We start from the raw sequence: 14,239 nt of genomic DNA, 5'->3' as shown, positions 1-14,239 counted from the left end.
GGGCTCAGGCAGGGACGAGCGGTGCGGCGCTCTGCTCGTCGGTGGGCGGTCCCCACTGGTACTGCGCGATCGCGATGCCGACGCCGATGGCCGACAGGACGAGGGCGAGGATCGCGACGGCGGCGACGATCCGTCGCGACAGCGGGTGTCGGTAGGGCAGACTCGTCAGGCTCCGGATCGGGCCAGTCCACCGGTGCTCAGCGACCCGAGCGCATCGCGCGCGTCACCTTGACCGGCGAACCGTCGCGCGAGAAACCCGCCGCCAGGGCCGAGTACTCGGGCGTGCCCAGGGCGTACACGGCGAGGCGTCCGTCGGCGTCCGCGTGGATGCCCCAGCCGTACTTCTTGCCCAGGTCGGAGGAGCGCAGGCACGCGTGCGGTCCCTGGAAGAACGTCGGCCACACCTCGGGGCGCGTCTCGCGCGGGACGTCGTTGCGGTCGGCCCAGACCGTGAAGATCACGTCGGAGCTGCGGTAGGTGTACGGCGGCGCGGCCGTCAGCATGTCGAAGATCGCCGAGGCGACGGTCGGGGTCTCACCGTGGGGACGGGGCGCGACACCGGCCACCGCGGCCGTGTCGGGGGCGACGCAGATGAAGGTCGAGACGTAGTCCACCAGCTCCATGGATGAACCCTAACCAACCCGTGTGACAGCGGACCGACGCATCGGGAACACCCACGGTCCGTCGGAGGGGCGCCCGAGGGCCACCGGATCACGGACCGAGTCATAGCCGAGAGCCTCGTAGTAGGCGACGTTGTCGGGCTTCGTGGTCTCCAGATAGGAGGGCTCCGACCCCCCGTCGACGAGGCGGAAGGCCTCCGCCATGAGCCGCTTCCCGCGGCCGGCGCGCTGCAGGGACGGGTGCACGCCGAGGGCTTCGACGTACCAGCAGTCCGTCTGGACGCCCGACGCGGTCACGTCCCCGAAGCGGATCAGGCCCAGCGAGTGCTCGCGCGTGTGCAGCGCGATGCGCGCGATGCGAAGGCCCTGAGCCCACCAACGGCGCGGCGTCATGGGGTACGTGCCCGGGGGATAGATGGCGATTGCGCCGGTCACAGCCCCGTTGAGGCGCGTGGCGAACGCGTGGCCGTGCACGAGGGCGTCCGCCAAGGTCATCCGGTACAGCGCCCGCAGCTCTGCGCTCGACGGGCACGGACCGGGAAGAGGTAGGCGTATCCGGGGTCGTCGGCCAGTGCCGCGGCCAGGACGCGGGCGGCCGAGTCGATGTCCGCCGGTCGTAGGGGCACGGTCTCGTCGGGCAGCGGGGGCAGGGGGATTCCACCCAGGGTTGCCGACATGTTCGGCAGTCTCTCTGTGACAACCGTCCAGAGGCAACGGTTACAGCCCTTTTGACCAGCGGAATCACCCCGCAGAAAGTGCGTCGCGGAGCTTGATCCGGCCTCCGCTGCGCAGCACCGCGTTGGAGTAGATGCGCCCGGCGAGCCAGACGAGCGCCGGGATGACCGCGAGCGACAGGCCGAGCGACACGGCGACCTCCCACGGAGCGACCTCGCCCAGGGCGATCCGGACCGGCATGATCAGCGGCGCGCAGAACGGGACGAAGGAGAGCGCGACGACCAGCGGGTTGGTCGGGTCCCAGGGCGCGATGCTGATGCCGATGATGTACGGGACCATCATCAGCGTCATCACCGGCGCGGTCACCGAGGCGACGTCCTCCTGCCGCGACACCAGCGCCGCCAGCGCCCCGAGGGCGAGCGCGTACGTGGTGAACCCGATGATGAACCAGATCACCGCCCAGAGGGCCGTCGTGCCGAGGTCGAGGTTCGAGCCGTCGACCAGGCCGAGCGCGGCCGCCGTCCCCGCCCCTGCGGCGACGACCACGACCACCTGCAAGAGCCCGATGAAGCCGATGCCCAGCACCTTCCCGGCCATGAGCCTGCCACGGACGAACGGTGGCCAGCAGCAGCTCGACGACGCGGCTCGACTTCTCCTCGACCACACCCTGCGCCACCAGCTGGCCGGCGGAGATGAGCGTGACGAACAGCAGGATCCCGGCGACGAAGCCCGCGACGATCTGCGCCGAGTCGCGCTCGGGCGGCGGCTCCAGGGCCGTGACCGTCGGTGCCGCCGCGGCGATCTGCTGCGCCACCTGAGCTGGGTCACCACCGAGGTCCGTGACCGCCGACGAGAGCGCCAGCTGCTGCGCGACCGACGCGAACACGGGCGTGAGCGATGCGGGCGGGGCCTCCTTGACGACGACGGTCAAGGGGTCCGTCGAGGTGATCAGCGCGTCGATCGTGCCGTCGCGGAGCATCGCCTCGCCCGCGGCCTGGTCCGAGACCGCCGTCGTCGTGACGGACACGTCCGCCACCTTGGCGGTCGAGCCGACGAACTCGCTCGCCGCCGCGGCCGAGGACGTGACGCCGACGGTGCGGGTCTGGTCGCCGTTCGAGCTGACGATGTTGAGGACCACGCCCCCGAGCACAACCCCGGCGACCAGCGCGACGGTGGTCCAGATGAAGGCCTTGGAGCGCAGGCGTGTCGTGATCTCGCGGCCCGCGATCATGCGGACGGCTGCGCCGGAGGGACAGGGTGGAACGTCGCGGTCATGCGGTCACCTCCTGCAGGAGGGGCGCGGTCGCGGTCGGTGCGCTCACGACGTGCCGGTACAGCTCGGTGAGCGACGGCCGTTGCCGCGCGAACTCGCGCACGGGTCCTGCGGCCAGGGCGGCGCTCAGCAGGTCCTGGTCGATGGAGGCCAGTGACGGGTCCGTCACCTCGACGACGGTCCGGGACCCGTCCGACGACACCGCGGACGCGGCCGGCACCGACGGGAGCCACGCCCCGGACGGCGGCCCGTCGACCACCCATCGGCGCGTGTCGGTGCGTCGGACTGCTCCTCGATGTCCCCGAACGCCACCAGCGACCCGCTCTTGATGATGCCGACGCGGTCGCAGAGCGACTCGACCAGGTCGAGCTGGTGCGACGAGAACAGCACGGGCACGCCGGAGGCGGCCTGCTCGCGCAGCACCCCCGTCATCACGTCGACCGCCACGGGGTCGAGCCCGGAGAACGGCTCGTCGAGCACGAGGATCTCGGGCGAGTGCACCATCGCGGCCGCCAGCTGCACGCGCTGCTGGTTGCCGAGCGACAGCTTGAGCACCTCGTCGCCGCGCCGATCGGCGATCCCCAGCACCTCGGTCCAGTGCTCCATCGCGGAGGTGGCCGACGTGCCGTCGAGCCCGTGCAGCCGCGCCAGGTAGGTCAGCTGCTCGCCCACGCGCATCCGCGGGTAGAGCCCTCGCTCCTCGGGCATGTAGCCGATGCGGCGTCGGACGTCGAGGTCGATGGGCCGGTCGTCCCAGCGCACCTCGCCCGAGTCCGCCTCGAGCACGCCGAGCGTGATCCGCATGGCAGTGGACTTGCCTGCGCCGTTCGACCCGACGAAGCCGACGATCTCGCCCGCGCGCACCTCGAGCGAGAGGTCGCGCAGGGCCTGGACGGTGCCGTCGCTCTTGTTCAGGGCCGTCATCGTGAGAGCACTCATGGATTCCATCGAATCAGACACGTCGGGCATGCGCCTCGGCCGACAGGAGGAGGGGGCAGGATGCGCCTATGCGTGGACGTGCCCTGCCGATGCTCGTGGTCCTCGCCGCCGCCCTCGCGGGATGTACGGGTTCTCCGGACCCGACGACGTCGACGTCCGCCGCCGCCGCGGACCCCCTCGCGGGTTGGACCCTCGAGGAGAAGGTCGGCCAGCTCGTCATGATCGGCGTGAACCTCGCAGACCCGCAGCCGGCCAGCATCAGCTCGGTCACCGACGAGCACGTCGGCAACGTGTTCCTGCAGAACCGGTCGTCCGCGGGCACGCAGTCCGTGCGGAACCTCGTCGACCAGCTCACCGACCAGCCGACCGCGCACGGCACCAAGCTCTTCGTCGGCGTCGACCAGGAGGGCGGGAAGGTGCAGACGCTCACGGGCCCGGGCTTCAGCACCATGCCGAGCGCCCTGGACCAGGGGGCGATGGCGTCCGCGGACCTGACCGCCGCGGCGACCACCTGGGGCGGCGAGCTCGCTGCCGCGGGCGTCAACCTCAACCTCGCTCCGGTGGTCGACATCCCGACCGAGGCCGGTGCGGCTGCCAACGCGCCCATCGGCCACTACGACCGGGCGTTCGGGTACACGCTCGACGCGGTCGCCTCGCACGCCGACGCCTTCGCCGCCGGGATGTCCGCGTCGGGCATCGAGACCGCCGTGAAGCACTTCCCCGGACTCGGTGAGGTCACCGCCAACACCGACACCACCGCCGACGTCACCGACACGACCACAGGCCCCGGCTCCGCACAGATCGACTCGTTCACGCACGCGATCCAGCGCGGCACGCGGATGATGATGGTCTCGACGGCGATCTACACGCAGATCGACCCGTCCGCGCCGGCGGCGTTCTCGCCGATCGTCGTCGACCAGCTCCTGCGCAAGACGCTCGGGTACGACGGTGTCGTGATCACCGACGACGTCTCCGCTGCCACACAGGTGGCCGCGTGGACCCCGGGAGATCGGGCCGTCGACGCGATCGGCGCGGGCTGCGACATCGTGCTCGCCTCGAAGGACCCCACCGTCGTGCCCCAGATGATCCAGGCCTTGACGACGAAGGCGGCGTCGGACCCCGCGTTCGCGGCCCTCGTCGACGCCGCCGTGCTCCGCGTGATCGCCGCGAAGTCGTGAGCCTCGCCGGCCGATCGGCCGGTGCGGATGAAATTCGTGACACAACAACGTACTGACCGGTACGAATCTGACCGATCGGCAGACGGGGAAGCCGCTTTCCCCCTACCCTCCGATCATGACTGTGACCCTCAGCGACGTGGCGCGTGAGGCCGGGGTCTCGCTCGCCACGGCGTCGCGAGCGATCAACGGCTCCGCGAGCCGGACCGTCGGCTCCGAGCTGCGCGATCGCGTGCTCGCCGCGGCCCTGCGCCTGCGGTACACGCCGGACGCCAACGCCCAGGCGATGGCGCGCGGTCGGACGACGTCGCTCGGCCTGCTCGTCCACGACATCGCCGACCCGTACTTCTCGACGATCGCCGCGGGCGTCGCGCAGGCGGCCGACGCCGCTGGGCTGCAGATGACCCTGGCGAGCAGCCAGCACGACCCGGCGCGCGAGGTCGACCTGGTCCACCTGCTGCGCCGCCAGCGGGCGCGGGCGATCATCGTCTCCGGAGGTCGCACGGACGACGTCGCGATCAACGACCAGCTGCGGCTCGCGCTGGCCGACTACCGGGCCACCGGGGGCGCGGCGGCCCTCATCGGCCAGCCGATCCTCGGGGTCAACACGGTGCTGGTGAACCACGCGCAGGGCGCCACCCAGCTGGCCCGCGCCATGCACGATCGCGGCTACCGGCGGTTCGCCATCTTCGGCGGACCCGAGGGCCACCTGTCGGCGCGCGAACGTCGCGAAGCCTTCGCCTTCGCCCTGCGCGAGCGCGGTACGGACCTGCCCGATGACGCCACGGTCTTCGGCGAGTTCACCCACGCCGGCGGCGAGGAGGGCATGCGCACGCTGATGGCGCGAGGCCCGCTTCCCGAGCTGGTGTTCGCGGTCGCCGACGTGATCGCGCTGGGCGCCATGGCCGCCATGCGCGACGCCGGTATCCGCGTGCCGCAGGACGTCGCCGTCGCGGGGTTCAGCGACATCCCGACCCTGCGCGACGTGACCCCGGCCCTGACGACCGTCCGCATCCCGCTGCGCGAGCTCGGCGTCATGGCCACCGAGCTCGCCCTGGCCGAGCCCGCCGAGGAGCCCGAGATCCGTCGCGTGCTCACCGAGGTGGTCATCCGGGACACCACCCCGCACCTGCGCTGACCGGTCGTTCACGGTCTCGTGCGAGACCCGGTCAGCAGCCGGGTTGGTGCGGGTCCTCGTTGCAGTCCTTCGCGACGAGGTGCGAGCGACGCTCCTCGATCTGCACCGGGGCTGCGGCGCCGGTCGTCTGGGCCGTCCCGGCGACGTCGTGCCACTGGTCGTCGCCGTCGACCCGGTACCGCCCCGACCAGGTCGTGGTCAGCGTGATCGCCGCGGAGCCGACCTCGGTGTACGCGTGTGTCACGTCCTGGTGCGGGTACGCGTGACCGGGGCTCGTGGTGGTCAGCGTGCTGCTGCGGTCCCCGAAGTCCCACGTGAACGCCGTCGGGGTCGCGACGACGTCGACGCCGTACCCGAGCAGCGTCGTGCGGAACGTCTGCGGCGAGGGGTCGGTCAGCACGATCGTGTCCAGGTTGACCAGCACCCACCCCCGGTCCGGCTGCACCTGGATGCTCGAGGGAGCGATCGGCAGCACCCGGAATTCGGCCACGCCCAGCACCGGCACCAGGTCCCGAGGGCACCCACCCGGCGCCGCGAACGCGTACGGCCCGAACACGTCGGCGACGGTCGCGCGCATGTGCCGCCACAACGGCATCACCGGTTGGTCTGCACCGCAGTCGTTCAACGGGACCGTGCCGTTGGCGCACGGCCCGTTCAGCTCGGTGTCGGTCAGCGTCGCCGCCTGCGCCTGCGCTCCGACCGGCAGCGGAGGCTGGCACCCCAAACCACGCCGCAGCTCCACCAACCGCTCCTCAGGGCGGGTGCGTGCCTCCTGTGCGAGGAGCGCGTGCTGCCCCTCAGATGCCGAGAGGCTGACGACGTCATCGTGGGCGTAGCTATCGATTCCGTCGGCGAGCGCTGGCCCGGCCTGAGTTGCAAGGAGGACGAGCGTGAGGGCGAGCAGCGGAAGTGGATGGAGCCTCATTGCCCGACCGGGTGTGTCTGGACGCCACGAATCGAGTACGCGCGTCCGTCCCAGACGACTGCGACGGACACCTGAGCCGCAGTCGGGGGAAGCTTCGACTACTGCCCCGGACCCGTCAATTGTCTGCGATGCGGCCTGCATCAAGGACGCGTCGACCTGGTAGTAAGCGCTCGGCGTCACCTCCGTCGCCCCCAAGTCTGCGATGGCGATCGCACCACCTTCATCGTGCGTCCCGTCGGCCGTCTGGGCTTGCACGTCCTTCGTGACACTTGCGCAAAAGAGGCAGTCGACATGACTGAGCGCGGTCCAGTCCGACAGGTCGCCGGTTGCGTTGACGTATGGCAGCAGTTGGAGAAAGTACTTCGCGACCGACGTTGCGCCCGCTGCGCTCGGCGGGGCTTCCATCGCCTGTGGTCGCTCGGGCTTGACCGTGACGTCCCCGACCTGGGTCGGCGTCGGCGTCGGGGTGGGGGTTGGGGCGGCGGCGGTCGGCGTCGTCGGCGGAGGATCGGCGACTCTCGTCGTGGAGCCCGTGCACCCCGCGGTGAGCAGCAGGGCTCCCGCGAGCGCGGCGGACGCGAGCGAACGCCGAGTCCATCTCCCCCTGAGCATGCCGAGAACCTACCGAAACCGGACGCGCGGCGTGGCTGGTTCTCCACAAGGACCGGCTCCGGCAGCGGTCCCGGCGCCCGCACGAGTCGCTCCCGGCTGCTCCGATCCAGCCGCTGCTGTGACGCGGGTGGACTCCTGAGTCGTCTCGGCAGTCCCACGAGCCCACCGGCCCGAGGTGCGGTCGGCTCGGAGCCGAGCGACCGGCGACGCCCGAGTCGGTGCGACGGCCTGGCCGTGGTGTCTGCGTCCTACTGGCCCCGGCCCAGGCTAGCGACCGACCGCGTAGCCCTGCATGCCTCGGGGGTTGGCGGCGGCGACGAGGAGGCCGTCGGCGCGCTGGCCGGCGGCGCTCAGGCGTCCGAGCGCCCAGGGGCCGGCGTCGTGGACCACGTGCCCGCGGCCCGCCAGGGCGGTCAGCACGTGGGCGCCCAGGCGCGACTCCGCGACGAGGCCGCGGGCGGTGTGGGTGCGCGGGTAGAACGGCTGGGCACGTGGGTGGAGTGCCAGGTGGGCGCGTCGATCGCGGCCTGCAGGTCGAGGCCACCGACCAGGAGCCGCAGGAGGAACGGCACGGTCCACTGGTCCTGCTGGTCACCGCCGGGGGTGCCGAACGCGAGGCCCGTGCCGTCGTCGTCGAGAATCATGCCGGGGCTCAGGGTGGTGCGAGGGCGACGGCCGGGGACCAGCGAACCCGGCAGGCCGGGCTCGAGCCAGAACATCTGTGCGCGGGTGGGCAGCGAGAAGCCGAGGCCGGGGACGACCGGGCTCGACTGGAGCCAGCCGCCGGACGGGGTCGCCGAGACGCGGTTGCCCCACCGGTCGACCACGTCGAGGTGGCAGGTGTCGCCGCTCGACCGGCGCGCGGTGGTGACGGGCTCGCCGACGCCCGGCGCGTGATGGTCCGAGGACGGCGCCGCCCACAGGTTCGCGGCCAGCCGCGGGGTGCGGCCGTCAGGGGAGCCGGGCAGCAGACCCTCCGCGGCGGTCGGACCGACGAGCCGGGCGCGCTCGGCGGCGTAGGGCGCCGAGAGCAACGTGTCCAGGGGGACGTCCGGCACGTCGCCGTACCAGGCCTCGCGGTCGGCGAACGCGAGCTTGGCCACCTCGACGACCGTGTGCACCAGGTCGACGGGATCGGCATCGGGGGTGATGCCGAGCGCCTCGAGCATCGCCAGCTGCTGCAGCAGCACCGGCCCCTGGCCCCACGCGGCGGTCTTGTGCACCGTCCGGCCCGCGAACCGCACGCTGACGGTCGGCTCCTCGGTGGCGCGCCACCCGGCCAGGTCGGACCCGCGCAGGAAGCCGGCGTGCTCGCGGCCCGACGTGTCGAGCACGGGAGCGCCCGAGACGAAGGAGTCGACGGCCTCGGCGACGAACCCCTCGTAGAACGCCCGCCGCGCCGCCTCGATCTGCTGGTCCCGCGTGCCGGGCTGGTCGGCGAGGCGCGAGAACGTCTCGGCCAGCTGGGGGTTCCGGAATCTCGCTCCGGGCGCCGGGGCGGGCAGGTACACGGCGGCCGACGACGGCCAGTGGTCGGCGAACAGGTCGGCGACCGCGCTGATGGTGTCAGCGGCGTCGGGGACCAGCGGGTACCCGTCGCGGGCGTAGCCGATCGCGGGCTCGAGCACCTCGGACAGCGGGAGGGTGCCGTACCGGGCGAGCAGGTCGAGCCAGGCGCCGAACGCACCCGGAACGACGGCCGCCAGATGGCCGGTCCCCGGCACGAGGTCGAGCCCCAGCGAGCGGTACGCGTCGATCGTCGCCAAGGCTGGTGCCGTGCCCTGGCCGCAGACCGTGAACGTGTGCCCGTCCGAAGCCCGGTACCCCAGGATCGGCGCGTCACCACCGAGCCCGTTCAGGTGGGGTTCGACGACGTTCAGCGTGAACCCGGCAGCGACGGCCGCGTCGAACGCGTTGCCCCCGGCTTCGAGCACCCGCATCCCGACGCCGGACGCCAGCCAGTGCGTCGAGGCGACCATGCCCAAGGTCCCCGTCAGGACGGGGCGTGTGGTGAACACAGGACCGATCCTGCCTCACCCCGAAGGGGTTGCACCCCTCGTGCGGGATCCGGCGTCCATGGAGCGGACCGAGACCTTCGGTTGAACGCTCGGTGAATGCTCGCCCGGACCGCCGGCGACGAGTTCGCCGTCGTCGCCACGATCCCGGCCGCCGCAAGGGATCGCTCCGACGGGCTGGCCGGCGCTGCACTCGGCCGTGGTGTGCTCGGCGGCCGGGACCGCCGACGCCGACGAGCCGTTCCGGGGCGGACCGGTGCGGCTGCGGCACGCGAAGGACGCGTCGCGGCGGCCCGCGCTTCAGGCCCCGCCGGCGAACCCCAGCTGACGCCACGCCTCGTAGATCCCGACCGACGCGGCGTTGGACAGATTCATGGACCGACGCCCCGCCAGCATCGGGATCCGCAAGCTGGTCGGTGATCCGCGGGTCGGCCAGGACCTCGTCGGGAAGGCCGGTGGGCTCGGGCCCGAACAGCAGCACGTCGTCCGTCGTGTACTGCACGTCGGTGTGGAACCGGGTGGCGTGCGTGGTGAACGCGTACACGTCGTTCGTCGGCAGCGCCTCCCACAACGCCTCGAGGTTCGCGTGGACGACCACGTGCGCGAGGTCGTGATAGTCGAGTCCCGCACGCCGGAAGCTTGGCCTCCGAGAGGTCGAAACCGAGCGGCTCGACGAGGTGGAGGGCGGCGCCGGTACCGGCCGACAGCCGGATCGCGGCACCCGTGTTGCCGGGGATCCGCGGCTCGAAGAAGACGATGTGCAGCACGGGCCGAATTGTCGCACCGACGGGTTAGCGTGTTCCGTTCGCCCATCTCGAGAGGACTCCATGTACCAGGCTGCCGACGACCGCTACGACGCGATGACCTACCGCCGGACCGGCCGCAGCGGGCTGCTGCTGCCAGGCCTGTCGCTCGGGCTCTGGCACAACTTCGGCGACACGACGCCGCTGGAGACCCAGCGTGCCGTGCTGCGTCGGGCATTCGACCTGGGCATCACGCACTTCGACCTGGCCAACAACTACGGACCGCCGTACGGCTCCGCCGAGCGGAACTTCGGCCACCTGTTCGCGCAGGACCTGCGCCCGTACCGTGACGAGCTGGTCATCTCCTCGAAGGCCGGCTACGACATGTGGCCGGGGCCCTACGGCGACGGTGGCTCGCGCAAGTACCTGCTCTCGTCGCTGGACCAGTCGCTCGCGCGGCTCGGCCTGGACTACGTCGACATCTTCTACTCGCACCGCCCGGACCCGGAGACGCCCCTCGAGGAGACGATGGGCGCCCTGCACACCGCCGTCACCAGCGGGCGCGCGCTCTACGCGGGCATCTCGAACTACTCGCCGGCCGACACGCGTCGCGCCCACGAGATCCTCGCGTCCCTGGGCACGCCCCTGCTCATCCACCAGCCGTCCTACTCCATGTTCAACCGGCACGTGGAGCAGGTGGCCGACGGGCAGACCGAGAACCTGCTGGACGTCGTCGGCGACCTCGGCATCGGCACCATCGTCTTCTCGCCGCTCGCGCAGGGGATGCTGACGGACCGCTACCTGTCGGGTTCCGTCCCCCCGGACTCGCGGGCCGCGGTCGGGCACTTCCTCAAGCCGACGCAGCTCTCGGAGACGTACCTTTCCCGCGCGCGTGCGTTGAATGAGATCGCCCTCGGGCGCGGCCAGTCGCTCGCGCAGCTCGCCCTGTCGTGGCTGCTGCGGGACGACCGGATCACGTCCGCCCTGATCGGCGCCTCGTCGACGCGTCAGCTCGAGGACAACGTGGCTGCCCTGTCCGCGCCGCCCCTGACCGCCGACGAGATCGCGACGATCGAGCCGCTCGCGGTCGACGGCACCGGAATGCGGGACTCGTGAGCATCGACGATGCCGACCGCGTACACCTCGCCCGGGCGGTCGTCCTCGCGCGGGAGGCGTTGCTCGACGGTGACGAGCCGTACGGGTCGGTGCTGGTCGACGCGACCGGCGCCGTCCGGTTCGAGGACCGCAACCGCACCAAGGACGGCGACCAGACCCGTCACCCGGAGTTCGAGATCGCCCGCTGGGCCGCCAACAACCTGACGTCCGACGAGCGCGCGACGGCGGTCGTCTACACGTCCGGTGAGCACTGCCCGATGTGCTCGGCGGCGCATGCGTGGGTGGGCCTCGGCCGGATCGTGTACGCGACGTCGTCCGAGCAGACCGGCGCGTGGCGGGCCTCCTGGGGTGGGGCACCGGGTCCGGTCGCCGCCCTGCCGATCCAGACCGTCGCGCCGGGTCTGGTGGTCGACGGACCCGAGCTGTCGCTGGAGGACGAGGTCGAGGAGCTTGCAGCGCCGGGCGTTCGAGCGCGGGTAGCCGGGATGCGGCCGTGGTGCGCGCCTCGGACGGCTTGACCAAGAAGTTGCAGCCGATGGGGGCGACGACGTGGACGCGGTGCACGGCTTCCTCGACGAGGTCCCCGGCGGAAGATGCGCCGTCCCTGGTGCTCGCCTGTGAGTTCGAGCGGGGCCGCCAGCCGGCCCGCCGGGCGGGGTTATGGTCGAGGTATGAGCAGCCCACTCGTCCCCACCGCAGCCGACGTCGTCCTCGCCTCGAGCGTGATCGCCCTCGTCGTCGGTGCTGGCGCGATCGTGCTCCGGTCTCTGGTCAAGCGGCCCGAGCGCGTCCCGGTGCGGATCCGGACCGAGGACGACGAGCGGCGCTGATCAGGCTGGTGCTGTTCAGGCCACCTCGCCCGACTCGGCCAGCACCGCGAGCACGCCCGGTCCGTGGCGTTCGAGCTTGGCCGCGCCGATCCCGCTGATGGTGCCGAGCGCCTCCAGCGAGGACGGCATCTGCGCCACGACCTCGCGCAGCGTCGCGTCGTGGAACACGACGTAGGCCGGCACGCCCTGCTCCTTCGCGACGACCGCGCGCCACGCGCGCAGGGCCTCGAACACGGCCGCACCCTCGTCGGTGAGGTCGACGGTGGCCTTGCTCTTGGACCCGCGGGACCGCACGACCTTCTCGGTCTCGCGGCGCAGGCGGACCACGCGTGCCCCGCGCAGCACGTCGGCGCTGTCCGGGGTGAGCCGGATCGTTCCGTAGCCGTCGGAGTCGACGCCGAGCAGCTCCATGGCGAGCAGCTGGCGGACGACGCCGCGCCACTCCCCGTCCGACAGGTCCGTGCCGACGCCGAACGTGCTCAGCGACTGGTGCCCCAGGGACGTGATCCGCGGCGTGACCTTGCCGCGCAGGATGTCGACCAGGTGCCCGACGCCGTACCGCTGGCCGCGCTGCTCGAGGCGGACGACCGTGGACAGCAGCTTCTGCGCGGCGACGGTCCCGTCCCATGACTCCGGCGGGGTCAGGCACGTGTCGCAGTTGCCGCAAGGCTCGCTCGGCTGGCCGAAGTAGTTGAGAAGCTGCACGCGGCGGCACTCGACGGTCTCGCAGAGCGCCAGCATCGCGTCCAGGTGGGCGGTCAGCCGGCGCTTGTGCGCGGCGTCGCCCTCCGAGGTGTCGATCATGCGGCGCTGCTGGACCACGTCCGCCAGCCCGTACGCGAGCCACGCCGTCGACGGCAGCCCGTCGCGGCCCGCGCGACCGGTCTCCTGGTAGTAGCCCTCGACCGACTTGGGCAGGTCGAGGTGCGCGACGAACCGCACGTCCGGCTTGTCGATGCCCATCCCGAACGCGATCGTCGCGACCATCACGACGCCGTCCTCGCGCAGGAATCGCGACTGGTTGCGCGCGCGCACCTGCCGGTCGAGGCCTGCGTGGTACGGCAGGGCCGCCACTCCGCGCTCGACGAGGAACTGGGCGGTCTGCTCGACCGAGTTCCGCGACAGGCAGTAGACGATGCCGGCGTCGCCCTCGTGCTCGGTGCGCAGCAGGTTGAGCAGCTGGTCGCGCGGCTTGTCCTTGGGCGCGATCCGGTACTGGATGTTGGGCCGGTCGAAGCTCGCGACGAAGTGCCTGGCCTCCCCGAGCTGCAGCCGCTGGGCGATCTCGGCGTGCGTCTGGTCGGTCGCCGTGGCCGTCAGCGCGATCCGCGGGACCTCGGGCCAGCGCTCGTGCAGCATCGACAGCTGCAGGTAGTCCGGCCGGAAGTCGTGCCCCCACTGCGACACGCAGTGCGCCTCGTCGATGGCGAAGAGGGCGACCGTGCCGCGGTCGAGCAGCTCGACGGTCTCGCGGACGCGCAGGCGCTCCGGGGCCAGGTAGAGCAGGTCCAGCTCGCCCGCTAGGTAGGCGTCCTCGACCGCTCGTCGCTCATGTCCTTGCTGCGTCGAGTTGAGGAACCCGGCGCGCACGCCCAGGGCGGACAGGGCGTCCACCTGGTCCTGCATCAGGGCGATCAGCGGCGAGATGACGACCCCTGTGCCCTCGCGCACCAGCGACGGCACCTGGTAGCACAGCGACTTTCCGCCGCCCGTGGGCATCAGGACGAGCGCGTCGCCGCCCCGGATGACGGTCTCGACGATGTCCGCCTGCTCGCCGCGGAAGGCGTCGTACCCCCAGACGTCACGAAGCACGCCCGCCGCCGCGGCGACGGCCTCGTCCGGTGCCAGGACCTGGGCGACGGAGCGCGGGATGTCGGGACGCGGGTGAGGCGCCGGACGGTCGCGACGAGCACCGGTCGAGGTGCTCGAACCGGCTGCGACCTGGGAGGAGAACCCGAACGGATCCTCGAGCTCAGGTGGCGGTGCGTCGTAGAACGGGTCGAACGGGGGTTCGTCGTCGAGCGGCCAGCTCTCGCTGTCCGAGTCGCTGCCGCCCGACCAGGCCCCGTCCGTCACGCGCACACCCTACGTTCCCGCGCCGACAGTCCGACCCGGATCATCCACAGCGACCGGTGGCGCCGGGACGACGCGCGCGCAAGGGCGAGAGCGCGGTGCGCG

12 protein-coding genes and 3 pseudogenes are annotated in these 14,239 nt (G+C 71.9%); 5 read left to right on the top strand and 10 right to left on the bottom strand.

Annotated features, from left to right (window positions below; all coding sequences use genetic code 11):
* Positions 1 to 197: 197 nt before the first annotated feature.
* The 6 genes and pseudogenes from AC38ZX_RS18810 to AC38ZX_RS18785 all read right to left on the bottom strand — a co-directional run bounded on the left by AC38ZX_RS18810 (position 198) and on the right by AC38ZX_RS18785 (position 3,507).
* Positions 198 to 623: a DUF6157 family protein gene (locus AC38ZX_RS18810; RefSeq protein WP_491295471.1), complete on the bottom strand. Its 426-nt coding sequence runs from the start codon at positions 621 to 623 to the stop codon at positions 198 to 200.
* Between the two features lie 9 nt (positions 624 to 632).
* Positions 633 to 1,115 (bottom strand): GNAT family N-acetyltransferase, encoded by a 483-nt coding sequence (locus AC38ZX_RS18805; protein WP_491295470.1) that lies wholly within the window; start codon positions 1,113 to 1,115, stop codon positions 633 to 635.
* Entirely contained in the window at positions 1,112 to 1,297 is a 186-nt protein-coding gene (locus AC38ZX_RS18800; RefSeq protein ID WP_491295469.1) for a hypothetical protein, read from the bottom strand. Before AC38ZX_RS18800 ends, AC38ZX_RS18805 begins: the two co-directional genes overlap by 4 nt.
* A 64-nt stretch (positions 1,298 to 1,361) precedes the next feature.
* Positions 1,362 to 1,892, bottom strand: coding sequence for an ABC transporter permease (locus AC38ZX_RS18795; protein ID WP_491295468.1), 531 nt, complete (start codon positions 1,890 to 1,892; stop codon positions 1,362 to 1,364).
* Between the two features lie 64 nt (positions 1,893 to 1,956).
* Positions 1,957 to 2,526 (bottom strand): annotated as a pseudogene (locus tag AC38ZX_RS18790) (ABC transporter permease); the annotation flags it as partial.
* A 207-nt stretch (positions 2,527 to 2,733) separates the two neighbouring features.
* Positions 2,734 to 3,507, bottom strand: a complete 774-nt coding sequence (locus AC38ZX_RS18785) for an ABC transporter ATP-binding protein (RefSeq protein WP_491295467.1) — start codon at positions 3,505 to 3,507, stop codon at positions 2,734 to 2,736.
* A 68-nt stretch (positions 3,508 to 3,575) separates the two neighbouring features.
* Here AC38ZX_RS18785 and AC38ZX_RS18780 point away from each other — a divergent pair, with 68 nt between their 5' ends.
* Together AC38ZX_RS18780 and AC38ZX_RS18775 are read left to right on the top strand one after the other, a co-directional pair.
* Positions 3,576 to 4,685: a glycoside hydrolase family 3 N-terminal domain-containing protein gene (locus AC38ZX_RS18780; protein WP_491295466.1), complete on the top strand. Its 1,110-nt coding sequence runs from the start codon at positions 3,576 to 3,578 to the stop codon at positions 4,683 to 4,685.
* Between the two features lie 115 nt (positions 4,686 to 4,800).
* Complete coding sequence (locus AC38ZX_RS18775) at positions 4,801 to 5,820, top strand: LacI family DNA-binding transcriptional regulator (RefSeq protein ID WP_491295465.1); 1,020 nt, start codon at positions 4,801 to 4,803, stop codon at positions 5,818 to 5,820.
* A 31-nt stretch (positions 5,821 to 5,851) separates the two neighbouring features.
* Here the strand turns inward: AC38ZX_RS18775 and AC38ZX_RS18770 are convergent, their stop codons facing one another.
* The 3 genes and pseudogenes from AC38ZX_RS18770 to AC38ZX_RS18760 form a co-directional block, all read right to left on the bottom strand.
* The gene (locus AC38ZX_RS18770; protein ID WP_491295464.1) at positions 5,852 to 7,150 is read right to left on the bottom strand and encodes a DUF6318 family protein; all 1,299 of its coding nucleotides are present in this window, start codon (positions 7,148 to 7,150) and stop codon (positions 5,852 to 5,854) included.
* Positions 7,151 to 7,624: 474 nt separating this feature from the next.
* Positions 7,625 to 9,336: pseudogene (locus AC38ZX_RS18765) on the bottom strand (gamma-glutamyltransferase family protein).
* Positions 9,337 to 9,672: 336 nt separating this feature from the next.
* Positions 9,673 to 10,139 (bottom strand): annotated as a pseudogene (locus AC38ZX_RS18760) (tRNA (cytidine(34)-2'-O)-methyltransferase).
* A gap of 60 nt (positions 10,140 to 10,199) precedes the next feature.
* On the opposite strand from AC38ZX_RS18760, the gene mgrA reads away from it, so the two are divergent.
* From mgrA to AC38ZX_RS18745, 3 genes are all read left to right on the top strand, one after another.
* Positions 10,200 to 11,231, top strand: coding sequence for an L-glyceraldehyde 3-phosphate reductase (gene mgrA, locus AC38ZX_RS18755; RefSeq protein WP_426593297.1), 1,032 nt, complete (start codon positions 10,200 to 10,202; stop codon positions 11,229 to 11,231).
* Positions 11,228 to 11,749, top strand: coding sequence for a nucleoside deaminase (locus tag AC38ZX_RS18750; RefSeq protein WP_491295463.1), 522 nt, complete (start codon positions 11,228 to 11,230; stop codon positions 11,747 to 11,749). Before mgrA ends, AC38ZX_RS18750 begins: the two co-directional genes overlap by 4 nt.
* A 153-nt stretch (positions 11,750 to 11,902) precedes the next feature.
* Positions 11,903 to 12,061, top strand: coding sequence for a hypothetical protein (locus AC38ZX_RS18745; protein ID WP_426593295.1), 159 nt, complete (start codon positions 11,903 to 11,905; stop codon positions 12,059 to 12,061).
* Positions 12,062 to 12,076: 15 nt separating this feature from the next.
* Here AC38ZX_RS18745 and recQ read toward each other — a convergent pair whose 3' ends face one another.
* On the bottom strand, positions 12,077 to 14,143 hold the full coding sequence (gene recQ / locus AC38ZX_RS18740; protein WP_491295462.1) for a DNA helicase RecQ: 2,067 nt from the start codon (positions 14,141 to 14,143) through the stop codon (positions 12,077 to 12,079).
* Positions 14,144 to 14,239: the final 96 nt, after the last annotated feature.

The organism is Cellulomonas sp. McL0606 (genome assembly GCF_058248365.1).
The sequence above is the reverse complement of the archived record's forward strand: the minus strand, read 5'-3'. Positions and strand labels throughout refer to the sequence as shown.